This window comes from Dactylosporangium sp. NPDC049140 (assembly GCF_040648435.1).
In genome coordinates, this window is sequence record NZ_JBEZDS010000079.1 from 13,100 (window position 1) to 31,533 (window position 18,434).

Annotated in this window: 18 protein-coding genes and 2 pseudogenes; 13 read left to right on the plus strand and 7 right to left on the minus strand. The window is 70.6% G+C overall.

Annotation, left to right across the window (positions count from 1 at the left end; translation table 11 throughout):
• Window positions 1-2 precede the first annotated feature (2 nt).
• Complete coding sequence (locus tag AB0B76_RS55280; protein ID WP_360393356.1) at window positions 3-443, plus strand: hypothetical protein; 441 nt, start codon at window positions 3-5, stop codon at window positions 441-443.
• Here the strand turns inward: AB0B76_RS55280 and AB0B76_RS55285 are convergent.
• Together AB0B76_RS55285 and AB0B76_RS55290 are read right to left on the minus strand one after the other, a co-directional pair.
• Window positions 430-1,116: a GAF domain-containing protein gene (locus tag AB0B76_RS55285; RefSeq protein ID WP_360393358.1), complete on the minus strand. Its 687-nt coding sequence runs from the start codon at window positions 1,114-1,116 to the stop codon at window positions 430-432. The genes AB0B76_RS55280 and AB0B76_RS55285 overlap by 14 nt on opposite strands.
• A complete protein-coding gene (locus tag AB0B76_RS55290) occupies window positions 1,004-1,825 on the minus strand; it encodes a GAF domain-containing protein (protein ID WP_360393360.1) in 822 nt (273 codons plus the stop codon). The genes AB0B76_RS55285 and AB0B76_RS55290 overlap by 113 nt, the downstream gene beginning before the upstream one ends.
• A gap of 434 nt (window positions 1,826-2,259) precedes the next feature.
• Between AB0B76_RS55290 and AB0B76_RS55295 the strand changes: the two genes are divergently transcribed.
• The 5 genes from AB0B76_RS55295 to AB0B76_RS55315 all read left to right on the plus strand — a co-directional run bounded on the left by AB0B76_RS55295 (window position 2,260) and on the right by AB0B76_RS55315 (window position 7,770).
• Window positions 2,260-2,733: a universal stress protein gene (locus AB0B76_RS55295; protein ID WP_360393362.1), complete on the plus strand. Its 474-nt coding sequence runs from the start codon at window positions 2,260-2,262 to the stop codon at window positions 2,731-2,733.
• Window positions 2,734-2,780: 47 nt separating this feature from the next.
• Entirely contained in the window at window positions 2,781-3,050 is a 270-nt protein-coding gene (locus AB0B76_RS55300; protein ID WP_360393364.1) for a DUF1876 domain-containing protein, read from the plus strand.
• A gap of 59 nt (window positions 3,051-3,109) precedes the next feature.
• Window positions 3,110-3,403 carry a cation-translocating P-type ATPase C-terminal domain-containing protein gene (locus AB0B76_RS55305; RefSeq protein WP_360393366.1) on the plus strand — a complete coding sequence of 98 codons (294 nt, stop codon included), beginning with the start codon at window positions 3,110-3,112 and terminating at the stop codon, window positions 3,401-3,403.
• Between the two features lie 105 nt (window positions 3,404-3,508).
• On the plus strand, window positions 3,509-4,147 hold the full coding sequence (locus tag AB0B76_RS55310; RefSeq protein WP_360393369.1) for a hypothetical protein: 639 nt from the start codon (window positions 3,509-3,511) through the stop codon (window positions 4,145-4,147).
• Window positions 4,148-4,158: 11 nt separating this feature from the next.
• Entirely contained in the window at window positions 4,159-7,770 is a 3,612-nt protein-coding gene (locus AB0B76_RS55315) for a hydantoinase B/oxoprolinase family protein (protein ID WP_360393372.1), read from the plus strand.
• A gap of 11 nt (window positions 7,771-7,781) precedes the next feature.
• On the opposite strand, the gene AB0B76_RS55320 is transcribed toward AB0B76_RS55315, so the two are convergent.
• Both AB0B76_RS55320 and AB0B76_RS55325 read right to left on the minus strand, forming a co-directional pair.
• The gene (locus AB0B76_RS55320; RefSeq protein ID WP_360393401.1) at window positions 7,782-8,147 is read right to left on the minus strand and encodes a hypothetical protein; all 366 of its coding nucleotides are present in this window, start codon (window positions 8,145-8,147) and stop codon (window positions 7,782-7,784) included.
• Window positions 8,143-8,926: pseudogene (locus tag AB0B76_RS55325) on the minus strand (nicotinate phosphoribosyltransferase); the annotation flags it as partial. The gene AB0B76_RS55320 and the pseudogene AB0B76_RS55325, both read right to left, overlap by 5 nt.
• Window positions 8,927-9,205: 279 nt before the next feature.
• Between AB0B76_RS55325 and AB0B76_RS55330 the strand changes: the two are divergent.
• From AB0B76_RS55330 to AB0B76_RS55350, 5 genes and pseudogenes are all read left to right on the plus strand, one after another.
• Entirely contained in the window at window positions 9,206-9,523 is a 318-nt protein-coding gene (locus AB0B76_RS55330) for a hypothetical protein (protein ID WP_360393375.1), read from the plus strand.
• A gap of 207 nt (window positions 9,524-9,730) precedes the next feature.
• A pseudogene (locus tag AB0B76_RS55335) lies at window positions 9,731-10,831 on the plus strand (dihydrolipoamide acetyltransferase family protein); the annotation flags it as partial.
• A gap of 133 nt (window positions 10,832-10,964) precedes the next feature.
• Window positions 10,965-11,219: an acyl carrier protein gene (locus AB0B76_RS55340; protein ID WP_360393396.1), complete on the plus strand. Its 255-nt coding sequence runs from the start codon at window positions 10,965-10,967 to the stop codon at window positions 11,217-11,219.
• On the plus strand, window positions 11,216-11,983 hold the full coding sequence (locus AB0B76_RS55345; RefSeq protein ID WP_360393398.1) for a hypothetical protein: 768 nt from the start codon (window positions 11,216-11,218) through the stop codon (window positions 11,981-11,983). Before AB0B76_RS55340 ends, AB0B76_RS55345 begins: the two co-directional genes overlap by 4 nt.
• Entirely contained in the window at window positions 11,962-12,792 is an 831-nt protein-coding gene (locus AB0B76_RS55350) for a hypothetical protein (RefSeq protein WP_360393378.1), read from the plus strand. The genes AB0B76_RS55345 and AB0B76_RS55350 overlap by 22 nt, the downstream gene beginning before the upstream one ends.
• Window positions 12,793-12,987: 195 nt before the next feature.
• Here the strand turns inward: AB0B76_RS55350 and AB0B76_RS55355 are convergent, their stop codons facing one another.
• The gene (locus AB0B76_RS55355; protein WP_360393381.1) at window positions 12,988-13,152 is read right to left on the minus strand and encodes a hypothetical protein; all 165 of its coding nucleotides are present in this window, start codon (window positions 13,150-13,152) and stop codon (window positions 12,988-12,990) included.
• A gap of 296 nt (window positions 13,153-13,448) precedes the next feature.
• On the opposite strand from AB0B76_RS55355, the gene AB0B76_RS55360 reads away from it, so the two are divergent.
• A complete protein-coding gene (locus AB0B76_RS55360; RefSeq protein ID WP_360393384.1) occupies window positions 13,449-14,594 on the plus strand; it encodes a site-2 protease family protein in 1,146 nt (381 codons plus the stop codon).
• A gap of 205 nt (window positions 14,595-14,799) precedes the next feature.
• Window positions 14,800-15,669, plus strand: coding sequence for a universal stress protein (locus AB0B76_RS55365; RefSeq protein WP_360393386.1), 870 nt, complete (start codon window positions 14,800-14,802; stop codon window positions 15,667-15,669).
• Between the two features lies 1 nt (window position 15,670).
• Here AB0B76_RS55365 and AB0B76_RS55370 read toward each other — a convergent pair whose 3' ends face one another.
• Both AB0B76_RS55370 and AB0B76_RS55375 read right to left on the minus strand, forming a co-directional pair.
• Window positions 15,671-18,007, minus strand: a complete 2,337-nt coding sequence (locus tag AB0B76_RS55370) for a heavy metal translocating P-type ATPase (RefSeq protein ID WP_360393389.1) — start codon at window positions 18,005-18,007, stop codon at window positions 15,671-15,673.
• A 149-nt stretch (window positions 18,008-18,156) separates the two neighbouring features.
• Window positions 18,157-18,279: a hypothetical protein gene (locus AB0B76_RS55375; RefSeq protein WP_360393391.1), complete on the minus strand. Its 123-nt coding sequence runs from the start codon at window positions 18,277-18,279 to the stop codon at window positions 18,157-18,159.
• Window positions 18,280-18,434: the final 155 nt, after the last annotated feature.

Below are 18,434 nucleotides of genomic sequence, written 5' to 3' on the forward strand. Positions count from 1 at the left end.
CGATGACAGCAACCGGTGCATACAGCGACGATCGCCACCAAACGCCAGCCGACCTGGTCCTGCTTGACATCAAGGCGTGGAAACCCGCCCGGTATCGCCGGCTCACCGGCGGCGAACTCGGCCCCACGCTGGACTTTGCCCGCCGGCTCGCCGCCCGCAGCACGCCGGTCTGGGTCCGGTACGTGCTCGCGCCGGGCCTCACTGACGACCTCGCCGAGGTGGACGCCGTCGCCCGCTCCGCTGCCGGCCTCGGCAACGTCGAACGGATCGACATCGTGCCGTTCCACCGGCGGATCGACATCGTGCCGTTCCACCGGCCCGGTGCGGCAAAGTACGACCGGCTCGGCATCCCCGTTCGCCTGCGCGACACTGCGCCGCCGGGCCGTGATCTCGTCGAGCGGGTCCGCGGCAGGTTCGTCGCGGCCGGGCTCACGAGCTACTGACGCGCCCTGAACTCCGGTCCGCTCCAAGGTCCGGCGCAGGGTCCCGCGGCTCCATCGCGAAGACCGCCGTCCGCACCCCGCGGATGATGCGATCCAGCTCGTCGACGCTCGCGGCGAGCGCGGCGCGCACGTCGGGGTTGGCGATCCGGCTCGCGACGCCCTGCAGGGACAGGCCGATCCCGAACAGGTCCCGGATGAGCGTCTCCTGCAGGTCCGTGGCGATGCGCTGACGGTCTTCGAGCACCCGGATGTGCTCGTTCTCCCGCCGCAACGGCGCGACGTCCAGAGCCAGCCCGGCATGCGCGGCGAACGACGTGATCATCTCGAGGTCCGCGAGGGTGAAGGACGCCGCGCCGCGGCGGTGCACGACGGTCAGCACGCCGTGTACGCCGCGGTTGCCGACGACCGGGGCCGCCATGGTGGAGCCCGGGTGCGGCACCCGGGCGGCTGCCTCGATTCGTGGGTCCGCCGCCGGGTCGGCGATCAGTGCCGGCTGACGGTCCGCCAGCACACTCTGGGCGAGGGTGCCGACGCCGGGAATGGCCCGACCGTGCCAGGATCTAGCAGACCGACCGCCATCGTGACTGCATCTCGGCCGTTTCCTCGCCCGCAGGGGCCGTGAACGCTGCGCCGTCGCACGAACTGGCGCGCAACGCGCAGTCCACCAGGGCACGCATGGCACGCTCGCTGTCGGCGCCCTCGAGCAGGGTGGTCGTGACCGCGGTCATGGCCTCCTGGCAGTCGCGGCGCCGGCGGGTCTCGCTGAACAGCGTCGCGTTTTCGATCGCGACACCGGCCGCGCCGGCGAGCGCCTTGACCACCTCCTCGTCGTCCCGGCTGAACGTCGCAGCGCCTTGCTTCTCGGACAGGTACAGGTTGCCGAACACCCGGTCGCGCAACCGGATCGGCACGCCGAGGAAGCTGTGCATCGGCGGATGCCCATCGGGGAACCCGACCGATGCCGAATGGTCGGAGATCTCGGGCAGCCGCACCGGGTGCGGGTGCTCGACCAGCGCGCCGAGCAGCCCCTTGCCCTCGGGCAGGTGCCCGATCAGGTCGACGGTCTCCTGCTCCATGCCCTCATGCAGGAAACGCACGAGGTGACCATCCTGGATCACGCCCAGCGCGGCATAGCGGGCATCGACGAGGTTCTTGGCGGCGGACACGATCTGGCGGAGCACGTGCTCAAGATCAACGTTCTGGGCGACGTCGAGGTTGGCGCGCAGCAGCCCGCGGAGCCGCCCCTGGGAGCGTTGCACATCCCGGACCCGCTCGATGAGCTGCTCAAGGAGTTCGTCGAGCTCCAGCCTGGCCGCAGCAACAAAACGGACGTCGGTCTCGGCCCGACCTTCCGGTCGGGGGGTGTCTGGGCCGTTGTCCATCCCGATCCCTCACAGGCTCAGGCGGCGACGTCGGCGTCCCAACCGGCTCAGTTTGCCGTATCGAGGCACCCTCGCGCCAGTGACCTTGCGGCCAAAGCACAAACGCACCGACGGGGGGCCCGGTTGCCATGCTCAGACCCGGATCCGCAGGTCGTGCCAAGTTGATCCGGCTCCATCGCTGCGCGTAAATGGGGTGTGTGTCGGATCGGGTGTCGGGCGCGGTCGTGTCCCGGTGTGCGCGCCGGGAATCGCGGGTCTCCAGAGTCTGCTTGTGGGTCGGGTGACGGTCTCGGGATCGTCAGGGGTCCACACGGGCAGTCGCCGCAGCCTGTGAGGTTCCAAAACCCGCCATCGCGGTTGACCTGGACAGACACACCGCGCTCGGCCTGCCGGTCAGGCATTATCGTTTCCCGTGTTGCTACACCTGCTCTACTTTGTGTTCGGCCGCGTCGCCGGCCGAACGCTGGACCGGACCGGAAAGCCTACTGCCACAGCACCAGCCGATCGTCGTCGGCGCCGACGGCTCGACACCCTCCGAACTCGCGGTCGAACTGGCCTTCGCGGAGGCCGCGTCACGCGGCGTAACACTGACCGCGGTGCGTGCCTGGCAGGAGCCGGCCCACCGCTGGGGTCGCAGTGTGGACCCGGCCCGGCTCGCCACCGCGGCGCAGCAGGTCCTGGCCGCCCAGGTCGAGCCGTGGCGGGCCAAGTACCCCACGGTGCAGGTCCTGCTGCGCGCTGTACAGGGCACGGTGGCACCCGTGCTGGTCTCCGAGGCCCACGACGCGCTCATGGTCGTGCTCGGCCCTCGCGGGCAGGGCGGCTTCGAGGGGCTCCGGCTCGGCTCGGTGACCCAGCAGGTGCTGCAGCACTCATCCGTACCCGTCCTCGTCGCCCGGCAACCGTGACATCCACATGGGCTGATCTTCCGGAGCGAACACTGGTGGGAGTGGCCATGACTGCGATCAAGCAATGGACCGTCAACATATTCATCGGCGAACACGACGGCCGGACGTATGCGGAGGCGCGCCTGCACACCGACGACAACACGCACATCGCCGGTACCGGGGAGGCGCGGCTCCACCCGGCCGACAAGGACGTCCCGGAGATCGGTAACGAGCTCGCGGCGGCACGGGCCCTGGCCGACCTCGGCCACCAACTCCTGGCGACGACGGCCGCCGACATCCAGGCCATCTCCCACCGCCCGGTGCACCTCCACCGGTAGACGGGAGACCCACCGGCCCCGGCACCCCGCTGCACCACGTTTGGCGGCAGGCCACGACCATGACGTTCCTCGGCATCGTCGCCTGTCAGATCGGCACCGCATTCGCCGCCCGCACGCAGACCGCGTCCCTTCGCCGCGTCGGCGTGTTCAGTAACCGCCTCCTGCTGTGGGGCGTCGCATTCGAGCTCGCGTTCGCCGCCGCCGTCGTCTGGCTGCCGCGGCTGCAGGGCATCTTCGGCACGACGCCTCCGACGATCGATCAGCTGGCGTTGCTGCTGCCGTTCCCAGTCCTGGTATGGGGCGTCGACGAACTGCGGCGTGCCTGGATGCGACGCACCCCGGTCCGCGCGTAGAGCCGGTCCGGCGCCGACCTGAATAGGAGCGTTCCGGGCGCGTAGCCGTCTGGCTCGGGGTAGATTCCGAGGGGAAGTTGGCCGACCGTCCAGCAGGAGCCTGGAATGCAGAATCGTCAGGAGTGCGACGGGTTGGGCGGCCAGCTGCTCGAGGTGATCGGGCTCTCGCGAATCTTGCTCGAACACGTCACAGCAGCTCTTTGCGACCCGGATCCTTCTGCGTCGACCCGTCTGCCGAACGCCGCGATTGCACTGCACGCACTGCGTCAGGCCGTCGATGATCAGGCGTTGGCTATCGAGCAGACCCGTCTCCATCCGTCGGCGATCGCACTGCAGACCGTTGTCGCCGCAGCGCAGGCCAATGCGGATGCCGAAGGCGTCGCGGAACTGGCACGGAGGTTGGCTGAGATCGCCGGGGCGCGGCCATCGAGGCCGACAGGACCGGCCGACGTGCAAGCCATCGTGTGCAGCATGGGCCAGGTCTGCGTGGACATGATGGCCATGGCCGGCGGCACCAAGCGATCGGCGCTGGTCGACACGGAGACACGAATCGACGCGGCCAACGCCGAACTGCATCGGCTGCGACAGCGGCTCTACCGGCTGCTGCTGCACAGCACGGGCCCCGTAGACGTCGACGCCGCACTGGACGCCTCCCTGGCCGGCGGGTATTACCTCCGGTGCGCCGAGCACGCGATTTCCATGGCCCGACAAGCCGTTCTGGCCACCGATGTGATGCCCGTCTAGGAGGAACCCGGGTGGCACGTGGGCGTTGGCAGTTCTGGGTCGATCGGGGTGGCACGTTCACCGACATCATCGCCCGGACGCCCGGTGGCCGGCTGGTGACATACAAGCTGTTGTCGGACAACCCGGCACGGTACGAGGACGCGGCGGTTGCCGGGATCCGGGCGTTGCTCGGTATCCCGGACACGGCGCCGATCCCGGTCGACCAGATCGAGGCGGTCCGAATGGGGACCACGGTCGCCACGAACGCGCTGCTGGAGCGCAAAGGTGAACGCACGGTGCTGGTCACCACCAAAGGCTTCGGTGATGCGTTGCGCATCGGCTACCAGAACCGGCCACGTATTTTCGACCGGCACATCGTGCTGCCCGAGATGCTGTACGAGCGGGTGATCGAGGTAGATGAACGGATGCTGGCCGACGGCACCGTGCTGCGCGCACCAGATGTCGAACGGCTGGCCACCGATCTGCGGCGAACGCACGAAGACGGCGTCCGCGCGGCGGCGGTCGTGTGCCTGCACAGCCACCTGCATCCGGCGCATGAGCGGCAGATCGGGCGACTGGCCGAGCGGATCGGCTTCAATCAGATCTCGTGCTCCAGCGAGGTGAGCCCGTTGATGAAGCTGGTGCCGCGCGGCGACACCACGGTCGTCGACGCGTACCTGTCGCCGGTACTGCGCCGCTACATCGAAGCGGTGGCCCAGCAACTGCACGACGTACGACTGATGTTCATGCAGTCCAACGGCGGGCTGGCGGAGGCCGGTCATTTCCGCGGCAAGGACGCGATCCTTTCCGGCCCGGCCGGCGGCATCGTCGGCATGGTGCGCATGTCCCAGCTGGCCGGCTTCGACAAGGTGATCGGCTTCGACATGGGCGGCACCTCCACCGACGTGTCGCACTACGCCGGCGAGTACGAGCGGGTATTCCACACCCAGATCGCCGGGGTACGGCTGCGCGCGCCGATGATCGACATCCACACCGTCGCCGCGGGAGGCGGGTCGATCCTGCGCTTCGATGGCACGCGCTACCGAGTCGGGCCCGACTCGGCCGGAGCCGACCCGGGCCCGGCCTGCTATCGCAACGGCGGGCCGCTCACCGTCACCGACGCGAACGTGATGCTCGGCCGGATCCAGCCCGCAACCTTTCCTCGGGTCTTCGGCCCGGACGGCGACCAGCCGCTGGACGCCGACGTGGTACAACGGCGGTTCGCCGATCTGACGGCGGCCATCGCCCAGCAGACCGGCGATGAGCGCACGGCGGAAGAGGTCGCCGAAGGCTACCGGCAGATCGCGGTCGCCAACATGGCCAACGCGGTGAAGCGGATCTCCGTGCAGAAGGGCCGTGACGTCAGCGAGTATGTGCTCACCACGTTCGGCGGTGCCGGCGGGCAGCACGCCTGCGCGGTGGCCGACTCGCTGGGCATCCACACCGTGCTCGTACCGCCGATGGCCGGCGTGTTGTCCGCGCTCGGCATGGGCTTGGCCGACACCACCGCCATGCGCGAACAGTCGGTCGAGGCGCTGCTGGAGCCCGCGACGATGCAGCAACTGGCCGACGTCGCGGACGCCCTGGAGGCGGCGGCGCGCTCGGAGTTGCGGGACGAGGACGTGCCGGCCGAACGGATCCGGGTGAACCGGCGCGTGCATCTGCGCTTCGACGGCACCGATACCGCGGTACCGGTCGAACTCGCCGATCTGGACGCCATGGTGGCGTCGTTCGAGACGGCATACCGGCGTACCTACTCCTTTCTGATGGACCGGCCGCTGGTCGCCGAGGCGGTCTCGGTTGAGGCGGTCGGCCTGACCACGCAGCCGGAACTCCCCCGACTGGGCGGGCGGGCCGCCACGCCGGAAGACGGCGCCGGTACAGCGCCGCTGACCACGGCCCGGTTGTACACGGGCGGAACGTGGCGCACGGTGCCGCTGCACGACCGGGAACGCCTGCGGGCCGGCGACACGATCAGCGGACCGGCGATCGTGGCCGAGGCGAACGCGACCACAGTGGTCGACGACAGCTGGCGAGCGGCGGTGACGAACTTCGGACACCTGCTCCTGGAACGGATGCGGCCGACCGTCGAGGCGTCCGACGCGACGACCCGGGTCGACCCGGTGCGATTGGAGATCTTCAACAATCTCTTCATGTCGATCGCCGAACAGATGGGCGTCCGGCTGGAGTCAACCGCGCAGTCGGTCAACATCCGGGAGCGGCTGGACTTCTCATGTGCGCTGTTCGACCCGGACGGCAATCTGATCGCCAACGCACCGCACATTCCGGTCCACCTCGGCTCGATGAGCGTCAGCGTCAAAGAGGTCATCCGCCGCCGCGGCACCAGCATGCAACCCGGCGACGCGTACGCGATCAACGACCCCTACCACGGCGGCACCCACCTGCCCGACATCACCGTCGTCACCCCCGTCTTCGGCTCCGACGCGTCGCGGATCCTGTTCTACGTGGCCTCCCGCGGCCACCACGCGGAGATCGGCGGGCTCATGCCCGGCTCCATGCCCGCGACCAGCCGCAACGTGCACGAGGAGGGCGTGCTGTTCGACAACTGGCTCCTGGTCGAGCACGGCCGGTTCCGCGACGAGGAGACGCTGCGGCTGCTCACCGAGGCGCCATACCCGTCCCGGAACCCGACGACCAACCTTGCCGACCTACGCGCACAGATCGCCGCGAACGCCAAAGGCGTCGAAGAAGTGGGCAGGATGATCGACCACTTCGGACTCGACGTGGTGCAGTCCTACATGCGGCACGTCCAGGACAACGCCGAAGAGGCGGTACGCCGGGTCATCGACGCCCTCACCGACGGCGAGTACCGCTATGAGACGGACTCCGGCGCAACGATCTCGGTACGGATCACCGTGGACCGCGTCCACCGCCGCGCGACGATCGACTTCACCGGCACATCACCGCAGCTGGACACGAACTTCAACGCCCCCTCGTCGGTCGTCACCGCGGCGGTGCTGTACGTCTTCCGGACCCTGGTCACGGACGACATCCCGCTCAACGACGGCTGCCTGCGCCCGCTGCGCATCGTCGTGCCGGACGGTTCGATGCTCGCGCCGACGTACCCCGCGGCCGTGGTCGCCGGCAATGTCGAGACGTCACAAGCGATCGTCGGCGCGCTCTACGCCGCGCTGGGCGTCCAGGCCGAAGGCTCCGGCACGATGAACAACGTCAGCTTCGGCAACGCACGACACCAGTACTACGAAACCGTCGCCTCCGGCTCCGGCGCCGGCGCCGGGTTCGACGGGGCATCGGCGGTCCAGACCCACATGACCAACTCCCGGCTGACCGATCCCGAGGTACTCGAATGGCGGTTCCCGGTGCTCCTCGACGAGTTCGCCATCCGACGCGGCAGCGGCGGCGACGGCCGGTGGCGGGGCGGCGACGGCGCGGTGCGCCGCATCCGGTTCCGCGAGCCGATGACCGTCAGCACCCTGTCCGGCCATCGGCGCGTGCCGCCGTACGGCCTGGCCGGCGGATCACCCGGTGCACTCGGCGCCAACCGGGTGCAACGCGCCGACGGCAGTCTCGTCCGCCTTGCCGGCTGCGATTCGGCCGACGTCCAACCGGGCGACGCGCTGATCATCGAAACACCCGGCGGCGGCGGGTACGGCGGCCCGTGACTATGCAATCTTCAGGACTCGACGACGTCGGCCACCGCCCGCCGATTCGTACAGCCGATCGTCGGCGCGTATCCGAACCGCAGCACCAGCTGGGGATCATTCCCGCGATGCAGTGCGAGGCGCAGCCGCTCCCGGATCGCAGGCACTTCGACGGGCTGGGAGAACAGGCCGGTGGCGAGTCCCAAGTCGGTGGCGGTCAGCAGCACGCATTGCAAAACCATCCCCGCCCGCACCTCGTCGGCGTGCTGTCCGCCGCGGGCACCAAGGACGTCGGCGACCGGCTCCCGGGTGGGATCGTGGGTTTCCTGCCGCACCGGCCCGCCGAAATCCCGGCGGGTCATCAACTCGGCGGGGTGGGGCTCGGGCCCGCCGGGCATCAAGGATCCGCCGTGCTCGGATGGCGAGTGTCGCGAGGTCGCCGGAGTCCAGCCGTGGCAGCGACGTCGACGGCGGCGTGTACTCCTGCCTCGGTGTCGTAGGTGTCAACCAGGAAAATCGGGTTGTCCGGAAAGTCCGTGGCGAACGCGCGGAACGCCGACCGCTCGTCGGGGAATGCCTCGATGTACGAGTGCGCCATCGTCCCCGACGCACGCAGCCCGTACCGGCGGGCGGCGGCGAGATTGCTGGTCGCGGCGAAGCCGGCGATGGCCGAGCACCGCGCCACGGTCGCCGCCGCGCCCAGGCCCTGGGTGCGCCGGAACGCGAAGTCGATCAGTTCGGCGTCCGGTGCGGCGAGCTGGCAGCGGGCCGCCTTGCTCGCCACCGTCGTCCCGAACGTGACCGCGTTGAACACCGCGGTTTCGACCAGCTGTGCCTGGGCGATCGGCGCGGTGATCTCCAGCAGCGGCTCGTCGGCGAAGACCAGCCGACCCTCCGGAACGGCCCACACGTCACCGGTGAACGTCAGGCCGCGCAGGGCCGCCAATGACTGAGTGTCCAGTATGGCCGCCTGCCGCACGTACTCGATCTCGTCCTCGTCGAACCGGAAACGCTCGAGGAAGTCCAGCGCCTCCGCCAGTCCGGCCGCTACGAGAAACCCGCGGTCCGCCGGCAGATACCGGGCGAACAGGCTGGACGTCGCCGGCCCCGCCATCGCCCGGCGCAGGTAACTCGCCCCCATCCGCACCTCGTACATGTCGGTGCACAAGCCGGTCATCGGGCCGCCCACTCCCTCCGTCCGGTAGGGACAGTCACCGGTCACTTCTGCCCAGTTGTTCTTCGTTCACGCTGGCGAGCTCGCCGCGAACGGTGGCCGCACGCACTGTCGCTGAACAGCAAGCATGGACCCATCGCAGCCTGGACAGCGGCTACGGCGTATCGGCCGAAGCCCTCGTGGCACCCACGGGACGGCTCGTACCGCTGCGCGACTTCACTCTCGACGGTGAGGCCACGCTCAAACCCGGTCTCCGGAGATGACCGCTGCGCCGAATATCTAGTGCTGGCCACCGATGGCGACCGTCCCCCGGACTGGCTCGCCGCGGGGGAAGCGACCAGCGCCGTCTGGCTGGCCGCCACCGCACAGGGACTCGTCGCCTCGCCGATGAGCGACGTCGTCGAGATCCCGGGAGCGCGGGTGCTGCTCAGCAGCCTCATCCACCCAGCCGGCCAGCCGCAGCTCGTCCCGCGGGTCGGCGTCGACCTCAACCGGCGCCACCTCCGGCAGCCTACGCCGCGCGGCCCGCGACGTCATCGACAGAGACGGCACCTTCGGCGCCGCGTCGACGAGGCCGGCGCCGTCCGATCGGGCCGCTGAGATCGGGGCATTGAGCGGGCCACAGAAGATCACCTCATCATGACCTTCGGCTCGGCATGAGCCACAGCGCCCGGGGAATGAGGTCGTAGGAGCGGTGCGGAGGAGGCGATTGCCGCAAACCGGGGACATTGTGGCCGCGGTACACGGACCGTACCTGGGAGAGCGTCCTGAGGTGGCGAGTTCCGGATGCCTTCGCTCGGGGCCGACATGGACGAGGGGACGCTGCTGGAGTGGCTGGTACACCCGGGCGACGTGGTGCGGCGAGGAGACATCGTGGCCGTCGTGGACACCGCCAAGGCCGCGGTCGAGGTGGAGTGCTTCGACAGCGGCGTGGTCGAACGGCTGCTCGTCGAACCCGGCACCCGCGTACCGGTCGGCAGCCCGCTCGCCACGATCGCTAGCGAAGCCGCCCCGGCGCCGATGCGGCCACCGGCCGTCCCAGCGTCGGCGGCGCCCCCACCGGCCACACCGCCCAGGGGCGGTCCACCGGCGCCGTTCCCGCCGCTGCGCCATCTCGCGCGGCAGACCCACGTTGACCTCGCCGCCATCAACGGGACCGGCCCCGGCGGCCGGGTCACCCACGCCGACGTCGAACGCGCCGCCATCCCGCGCCGCCGAGCGTCGCCGCTGGCCCGCCGGATCGCCGCCGAACTGGGCGTGGACCTCCGCACCGTCGCCGGCACCGGGCCACGCGGTGCCATCGCCGCCGAGGACGTACGCCACGCAGCCGCCGCTCGGATCGCCCAACCGACCGCCACCCGCCCGGCAGCGCTTCCCGACCGCACCGTAGCGATGCGAGCCGCGATCGCGGCGCTCATGGCTCGGTCCAAGCGAGAGATCCCGCACTACTACCTGAGCGAAACCATCGACCTGGGCCGGGCCATCTACTGGCTCACCGACCGCAACCGGCAACTGCCCGTACCTCAACGACTGGTCCCGGCCGCCGTGCTACTCAAGGCCACCGCCGTGGCCGCCACGAAAGTCCCCGAAGTCAACGGTTTCTGGCTCGACAACGCGTTCGTGCCCGCCCCCGCGGTCAACCTCGGCGTCGCGGTGTCGCTGCGCGGCGGCGGCCTCGTGGCGCCGGCCATCCACGACGCCGACGCCCTCGAGCTCGACCAGCTGATGGCCCGCCTACGAGACCTCGTCGCCCGAGCCCGGGCCGGACGACTCCGCCGAGCCGAACTGTCCGACCCGAGCCTCACCGTCTCCAACCTCGGCGACCAGGGCGTCGAATCAATCTTTGGAGTGATCTACCCGCCGCAGGTCGCCCTGATCGGCTTCGGCAAGATCACCGACCGGCCGGTCGCCGTCGACGGACTCATCGGAGTACGCCCGACAGTCACCGCGACCCTCGCCGCGGACCACGGGCCAGCGATGGCGCCACCGGCGCCCGCTACCTGCACACCATCGCGCAACTCCTGCAAACGCCGGAGGAACTGTGACCGCCACCGAAGAACTCGCCCGCACCGCCCTGCACGAGGTCGCACCAGACGCCGACCTCGACACCCTCCGCTCCGACGACGACCTCCGCGAGACCCTGCACCTGGACTCGCTCGACTTCCTCCAACTCGTCGAGCTGCTCAGCGAACGCAGCGGACAGCGCATCGAGGAGGAGGACTACCCTCACCTGGCGACCTTTGCCCGCACCGTGACCTTTCTCGGTACCTCACGAGCCGAGGAGCCACCCGGATGACCGGGGCGGAGCGGATGCCGATCATCTACATCCGCGGCTACGCCGGGCCGCCGAGCGGGATCGACAAGCAGGTGGACGACCCGTTCTACGGGTTCAACACCGGCGCCACCCACGTGCGGGTGAACAGCGACCGCGACCCGCGGTTCTACCAGTTCGAAAGTCCCATCCTGCGGCTGATGACCGACGAGGGATACACACTGCTGGTGCACGGTGACCAGCAGGTCTACCTGCAATCCCGCCCGGACCGCACGGTGCCGCCCGCGTCGATCTGGGTGCTCCGTTTCTACGACTACGCCGCCAGCACGTTCGGTACCTCGATCAGCGACCGGCCCGAGCAATTCGATCTCGAGCGCGCCGCCGAACGACTCTACGACCTCGTGCAACTGGTACGCCGCAAAACCGGCGCCCCGAAGGTGTACCTCGTGGCCCACTCGATGGGCGGTCTCATCGCCCGCTGCATGATCGAGAAGGTGGCACGCAGCGTCGACCCGCACACCGGACACACCCGCGAGCCGGCCAGCGCGCTGGTGGACAAGCTGTTCACCTACGGCACCCCGCACGGCGGCATCGTCTTCGACATGGGAGGCGGCCTGGTCGACTGGGCCATGGAGACGTTCGGACCATGCGGTTGGACATCTTCGCTCCCCACAAGATGTACGGGTACCTCACCCCGGGCGCCTCCCCGGGTACGCACGCACCGGCGGGCTGGCAGCCGAACGAGATCGCGGAAGAAGCCTTCGACGTGCGCCGCGTCTTCTGCCTGATCGGCACGGACGCGACCGACTACGGCCTGGTGGAGAAGGCCATCGGCCCGCCGAGCGACGGGCTTGTCCGGGTCGAGAACGCCTACCTGCACGGCGCCCACCGGGCACTCGTCCACCGGGCGCACAGCGGACGATACGGGCTGGTCAACTCCGAGGAGGGCTACCAGAACCTGCGCCGGTTCCTGTTCGGCGCCTACCAGGCCCGGCTCGACCTCACCGGCGTCACCCTGCCCGACTCGCAGACCCCACGCACCTCACGGGCTTGGCAGGCCGAGGTCCGGGTGGCGGTACGCGGACTGCCGATCGTGATGCACGAACAACTCGCCGCCCACTGCTGCCCGATCCAGCTCAACCACGAACCGAGCCGGCACGGCGACGGCTCCGCCACCACGGTGCCCGCGGTACCGTTGACCACGGTTTTCCTCCTCGACCCCGCACGGTTCCGCAACGGCGACGCCGAGACAGCCCCGTCACGGCGCCGGTACACCCTGACACTGCGGATGCTCCACCTCACCGAAACGCACCACGGGTTCCTCTGGGAGCACCACCTCGAGCAAGTCGCCGACTGGGAGGACACCCTCATCGTCGACGTCGGACGCCGCGACAACGATTCCGAGACGGCGATGCGCGCCTGGATCGCCTGGAACTCGGCCATCGCCGGCGCCATCGAGGACCACGACCCGGTCAGCACCGACGACCACCCATTCGACGGCAACGGCGTCGAATGCGACATCGCCCTGCCGCCGGTCGTGCACCCCCTCCTCGGCGAAGCGGCGCGCCTGCGGCTCACCGTTTCGCGACGTAGTTGAGGCGAACCGCCAATGGGTCGCGCGACTCGGCGACTTGAACCCCGCACAACGCGAGGCGGCGGCAGGCCGTCTCCGCGCCGCGAACCCGACGGCGGCCAAGCCGTTCAGCGCGCCGTCAACATGATGGACGGGGTGGCCGGTACCGCGGGTCCGCTACCTAGCGCTGCCCGACGGTCCGCCAGACCCCACCGCAGTTCATGGCGGTGCATCGACGGCGTACCGGCCGACGTTGTCCAGCATTGCGCTGGCGAGCACGGCGACGCGCCGCTGCTCGGGGGTACCAGCCTCGTCGCACAGCAGCCGAACCGCGACCGCGAGCGCCTCGACGCGCCGTTCCGCGCGGCACATCCGCAGCGCCACGTCGCCCTGCCCGCGATGACGGACCTCGCCCCGCCTGGTTCGTCAAACATCTCGCGGAGGCCAAGGGCCTGCCTGCGCGCGAGCACACCGGTTGACCCAGGCCGAATCGGGTCGACCGGCCCAGGCAGCGTCCGCATCAGCGGTTCATCACGCGCACGCGGTCATGATGGTGTCGTACGCGCTTATGTCACCGCCGTCCGCCGCGCACGCCAGTGCCGCCCGGACCCGCCACACGTCGACGGCGGGGACCGTGCGACCGCGAGCCTGGGCGAGGTGGCGTGCGCGAGGGGGTATGCGTGACTGCCAGCTTCCGGATCGGACGTGTCGCCGGCGTTGAGGTCGGCGTGAACTGGAGCGTGCTGATCACATTCGGGCTGATTGCGTGGCTGCTGGCGGCCGATCGGCTACCCTCCGGATATCCGGGCCGGCCGGGTTGGGCCTACATCGTGGCCGGGCTGTCCACGGCGATCGTGTTCTTCGTCTGCCTGCTCGCGCACGAGGTGTCGCACGCGGTGCTTGCCCGGCGCAACGGCGTGGAGGTGGAAGGGATCACGCTGTGGGTGTTCGGTGGCATGGCCAGGTTGCGGGGAAAGGCGTCCAGCCCCGGCGCCGAGGCGCGCATCGCCGGCGCAGGCCCGCTCGTCAGCCTGTTGATCGGTGTCGGGTTCGCCACGGTCGCGGCGGCACTGGTGGCGGCCGGCCGCCACGGCCTGGTCCTCGGCACGGTGAGCTGGCTCGCAGGGATCAACCTCGTACTGGGCGCGTTCAACCTGCTACCCGCGGCCCCGCTGGACGGCGGGCGACTGCTGCGCGCCGGGCTGTGGAAGTGGCGCGGGGACCGCACCTGGGCAGCCGTGGCGGCCGCCCGGACCGGCCGAGCATTCGGTGTGCTGCTGATCGCGTTCGGTTTCGGACAGTTGCTGTCCGGTGGCCTGCTCGGCGGGCTGTGGCTGATGCTGATCGGCTGGTTCATCGTGTCCGCCGCAGCGGCTGAGGAACAACAGGCCGCCGTCGGCAGCGCGTTGGCCGGCCTCCGGGTCGCCGATGTCATGACACCCCAACCCGCCACTGTGCCGGCGGACCTGACCGTCGCCGACTTCGTTGACAACTACCTGCGGGGGGTGAGGCACTCGACGTTCCCGCTTGTCGAAGGCACCCACCCGGCCGGCCTGATCACGCTGGGGCGGATCAAGCAGGTATCGCCGCAGCAGCGGGAGAGCACCCGACTGCGTGACGTGGCCTGCTCGCTGGACGAGGTGGCCGTCGCCTCCCCAGATGAGTTGATCATGGATCTGCTGCCCCGGCTGGGCGAGAGCAACGATGGCCGGGCGTTGGTCGTCAGTGATGATGACCTGGTCGGCATCGTGTCGCCCAGCGACGTCAGCCGTGCGGTCCAACAGGCCTCGCTGCGACAGCGGTTCCCGCGGCGAGCCGGACGGTGACGCGGCGAGAGGTGTCCGCCCGGGCACGGTCCCGCCTCAGGGTCCGGCCCGGTCGGGACCAACGGCAGGTCGAGATGGTCCCCAGCGGCCACGGTCGGCGGCGCACCGCTCGTGCCACGCTCGAAAGGCAGGGCATGGTGTACCCCGCCGACGACGCGCGGTGCACAGCCGGCCAGCGAAGAGGCGATGATGCCAACCCGGATAGTTGTTCGGATACGACGGTTCCCCTGCCGCGAGCGTTGCGATGGAGGCCGGTGCCCAACTGTTCCCGCAAGCCCGAGCCTGGGTCGCGCACCTGTGGACCCCACCGTTTGCCAGCACGAGCCTGCGCGACCGCCTGTGGACCGGCACCAGCCACATCAACGAGTTCGTCGAGGCCGTCGAGCGGGAAGGCAAACGGGAGGCCGACCGGATGGCGGCCATCGGGCTTACGCTCGCCAGGGCCGTCGGCTGGGACGCCGAACCACTCGTGGTCTGCAGCTACGGCGGGGAGGGGCTGCGGTTCGCCGAGCTGGCCGAGAAGGTCGACGCCGACCTGGTCCTGGTCGGATCGCGCGGGCTCGGCGGCGCCCGAGCGGTCCTGGGCAGCGTGTCCGACATGGTCGTCCACTACACACTCCGGCCCGTACTCGTAGTTCCTTACCCGCTGCTGATCGCCGAGTCCGACGCCCTCGCGACCGGGCCCGTACTCGTCGGTTTCGACGGCTCGGCCGGCGCGCAGACCGCACTGACCACCGCAACCCGGCTGCTCCCGACCCGGAGCGTCCTGCTGGCCACGGTGGACGACGGCCAGGCCACGGACGGCGCGACCAATCCACCGCAGGCGGGCGACACCGCCCCGACGCGGCTGCACCTGCCCGGCGGACACGGGATGCACGGCCGCTCCGTCGCCGCAGCGCTCGCCGAGTGCGCCCACAGCCGGGCGGCAGCCGTGCTGGTTGTCGGTTCGCGCGGCCGCTCGGCGGTACGGGAAATCCTGCTGGGCAGCGTCGCCATGGCCGCTCTGCACCACGCCCACCTGCCGCTCCTGGTCGTGCCCTCAGCCGCGCGCACAGCAGGCGGTACGCTCGGTTGAGTCACGGTTCGACGGTCGCGGGCGGCATGAGGCTGAACGCGTTCTCCTCTTCTTGGGCGTTGTGCAGCTGCATGATGGCGTACAGGCCGTAGAGGCCGGCGCGGAGGTCGGTGACGTCCTCGGGCTCCGGCCGGTCGCTAATGTCCTGCGAGCCGCGGCGCAGCCGGCGGATCTGGTGCTCGATCTCGGCATGGGTGCGGCTGAGCGCCCCGGTCGGGTCGGGACCGCCGAGGGCGCGCTCGATGATCGGCAGCAGCTGGGCCTCCTCGGCCCGTTCGTGCGGGAGCAGGTCACCTTCGAGACGGTCCAGCAGCGCCCGCATGGGCCTCAGGTCGGGCTGGGTGACCGAGAGGTCGTCGGCGACGGCGCGGATCTGCTCGACGAGTGGCCGGATGGCGATGTGCTGTGCGTACAACTGTCGAGCTGCGGCGAGGTCCGGGGGCGGCAGGGTGACGGTGTGCGTACGCCCCGGCAGCAGGGCCGTCAAGGCGAGGCCGATGGCGGCGACGTCGATCACCTCCTGCAGGATGGCCCCCGCCACAGGCGTCAGCAGCCCGGCCGCGGCCGGGACCATCGCCACCAGCGACAAGGCCATGCCGACCGCAGCGGCGCGGCGGGCGATGCGGTGGCTGCGCCGGGCAATGAGGATGGCGTCGGCGAGGCCGTCGACGCGATCGGCGGTGAGCACGACGTCGGCGGCCTCGGCGGAGGCGGTGACGCCGCGTGCGGCCAGGGCCACGCCGACACCGGCGGCGGCGAGCGCGGGCGCGTCGTTGACCCCGTCGCCGACCATGATCGTCGGCGTGGTGTGCTGCTCGGTGCGGACGATGGCGAGCTTGTCGGCCGGGTCGCGGTCGGCGTACACCGCGTCGACGCCGACGATGCGGCCCACGGTCTCGGCGATGTCGGCCCGGTCACCGGTAACCAGCACCGTGCGGCCGATGCCGGCGTCGCGCAGCGTGCGCATCATGCGCGGCGCGTCGGGCCGCAGCGGATCGGAGAGCAGCAGTACGGCGGCGGGCCGGCCGTCCACCGCCGCGAACACGGTCAGCGAGCCGTCCAGCGCGGCGCGGCGGCGCGCCCGGCGCACCCAGTCCGGTGCCGTTCCGTCGACGACCCAGCTCGCTTTGCCGAGACGTACCGAGTGACGATCCACCGTGCCTTCAATACCGAAGCCGTGCTGTTCCCGCACGTCCGCTGCCGGTGAGAGCGCCAGCCGGCGGTCGCGGGCGGCGGTGACGATGGGCGCCGCGAGGACGTGCGCCGAGGACTGGTCGAGCGAGGCGGACAGCCGCAGTACCTCGTCGGCCAGCATGTCGCGGTCGGTGATCACCCCGGTCAGGAGGGGTCGCCCGCGGGTCAGGGTGCCGGTCTTGTCGAAGAGCAGGACCCGCCCGGCGGCCAGCCGCTCGAGGGCGGCGCCGCCCTTGACGATCACGCCGTGCCGGGCCATCCGGGACAGCCCCGACATGATGGCGATCGGGGCGGCCAGCAGCAGCGGGCAGGGAGTCGCCACGACGAGGACCGCCACCGCGCGAACCGCCTGGCCCGAGATGGCCCAGGCCAGCCCGGCGGCCAGCAGGGTGAGCGGGACGAAGGCGAGGGCGAACCGGTCGGCGAGGCGGACGAACGGCGCGCTGCTCGCCTGGGCCTGCTCGACGAGGCGTACCACGCCCGCGTACGTCGACGCGGCGGCGGTCTGCGTGGCCAGCATCCGCGTCGCCGAACCGGCGTTGACCACACCACTGCGGACGTCTTCGCCGGCGCGGCGCTCGACCGGCAGCGGCTCACCGGTCAGCGCCGACTCGTCGAACACGCCGCCGTCGAGCAGCCGGCCGTCGACCGGCACAAGCTCACCGGCACCGACCACGAGCCGGTCACCGACCGCTACCCGATCCACCGGGATTTCGTCCACGCCGTCCGGCCCCTCGCGGCGCGCGGTCCGCGGCGCGCCGGCGGCCAGGCGGCTCAGCTCCCGGCGGGCCCGAGCCGACGCGCGCGCCTCCAGCACACCGCCCGTGAACAGCATCACCGCGATCACCGCGCCGGCGAGCGGCTCACCGACCAGCAACGCGCCCGCCAACGCCAGCCACGCGATCACGTCCACCGACGGCTGACGGTGGCGCAGTGCCACAGCGATGGTGATCGTCGAGTACGCCAAGCCGAGCAGCGTCGTTCCGGCCCACACCGCCGACGCCCACTTCTCCGCCCCGGCGACGGCGGCGGCTGCGCCGGCGAGGAGTAGCAGGGTCACCACCGCGAACAGCACGACCTCCCGGGCGGCCCACAGCCGCGCGAGCCGCGGCTCGGCCATGCAACTTTCAGGCACGGGTCTCACCTCCCCCGGTCAACGATCTCCCGTTCCGCGCGACCGCTCCCAGTGCCGAAGGTCCTTACCCGGCACCCGGCAGAGGCGGAACTGCTCCCATTCGGGCTCGACCGGGTCTCACTGCACCGGTCCGCGTGTCACCACCCAGCCGGTGAGCGTCAGCCGGGCTTCGGCTCCGGCTCCTCGAACACCAGCCTCGTCCGCGTGCCGGCGACACCCGGCACGCCCTGGATCTCGTCGTGCACGATCCGGCGCAGGTCGGCGTTGGCGGTGGCAGGCACCAACAGGATGACGTCGAACTCCCCGCCCGACCAGCGCCATGTGGACGACCCCCAGCGCTGCGGAGTAGATCGCTCAAGGAGCGGCCGGGCCTACCATGTGCAGTCCGGCGGCCATGGCGCCGCGCAGGTTCACGTTGCCGGAGATGCGTTGCAGG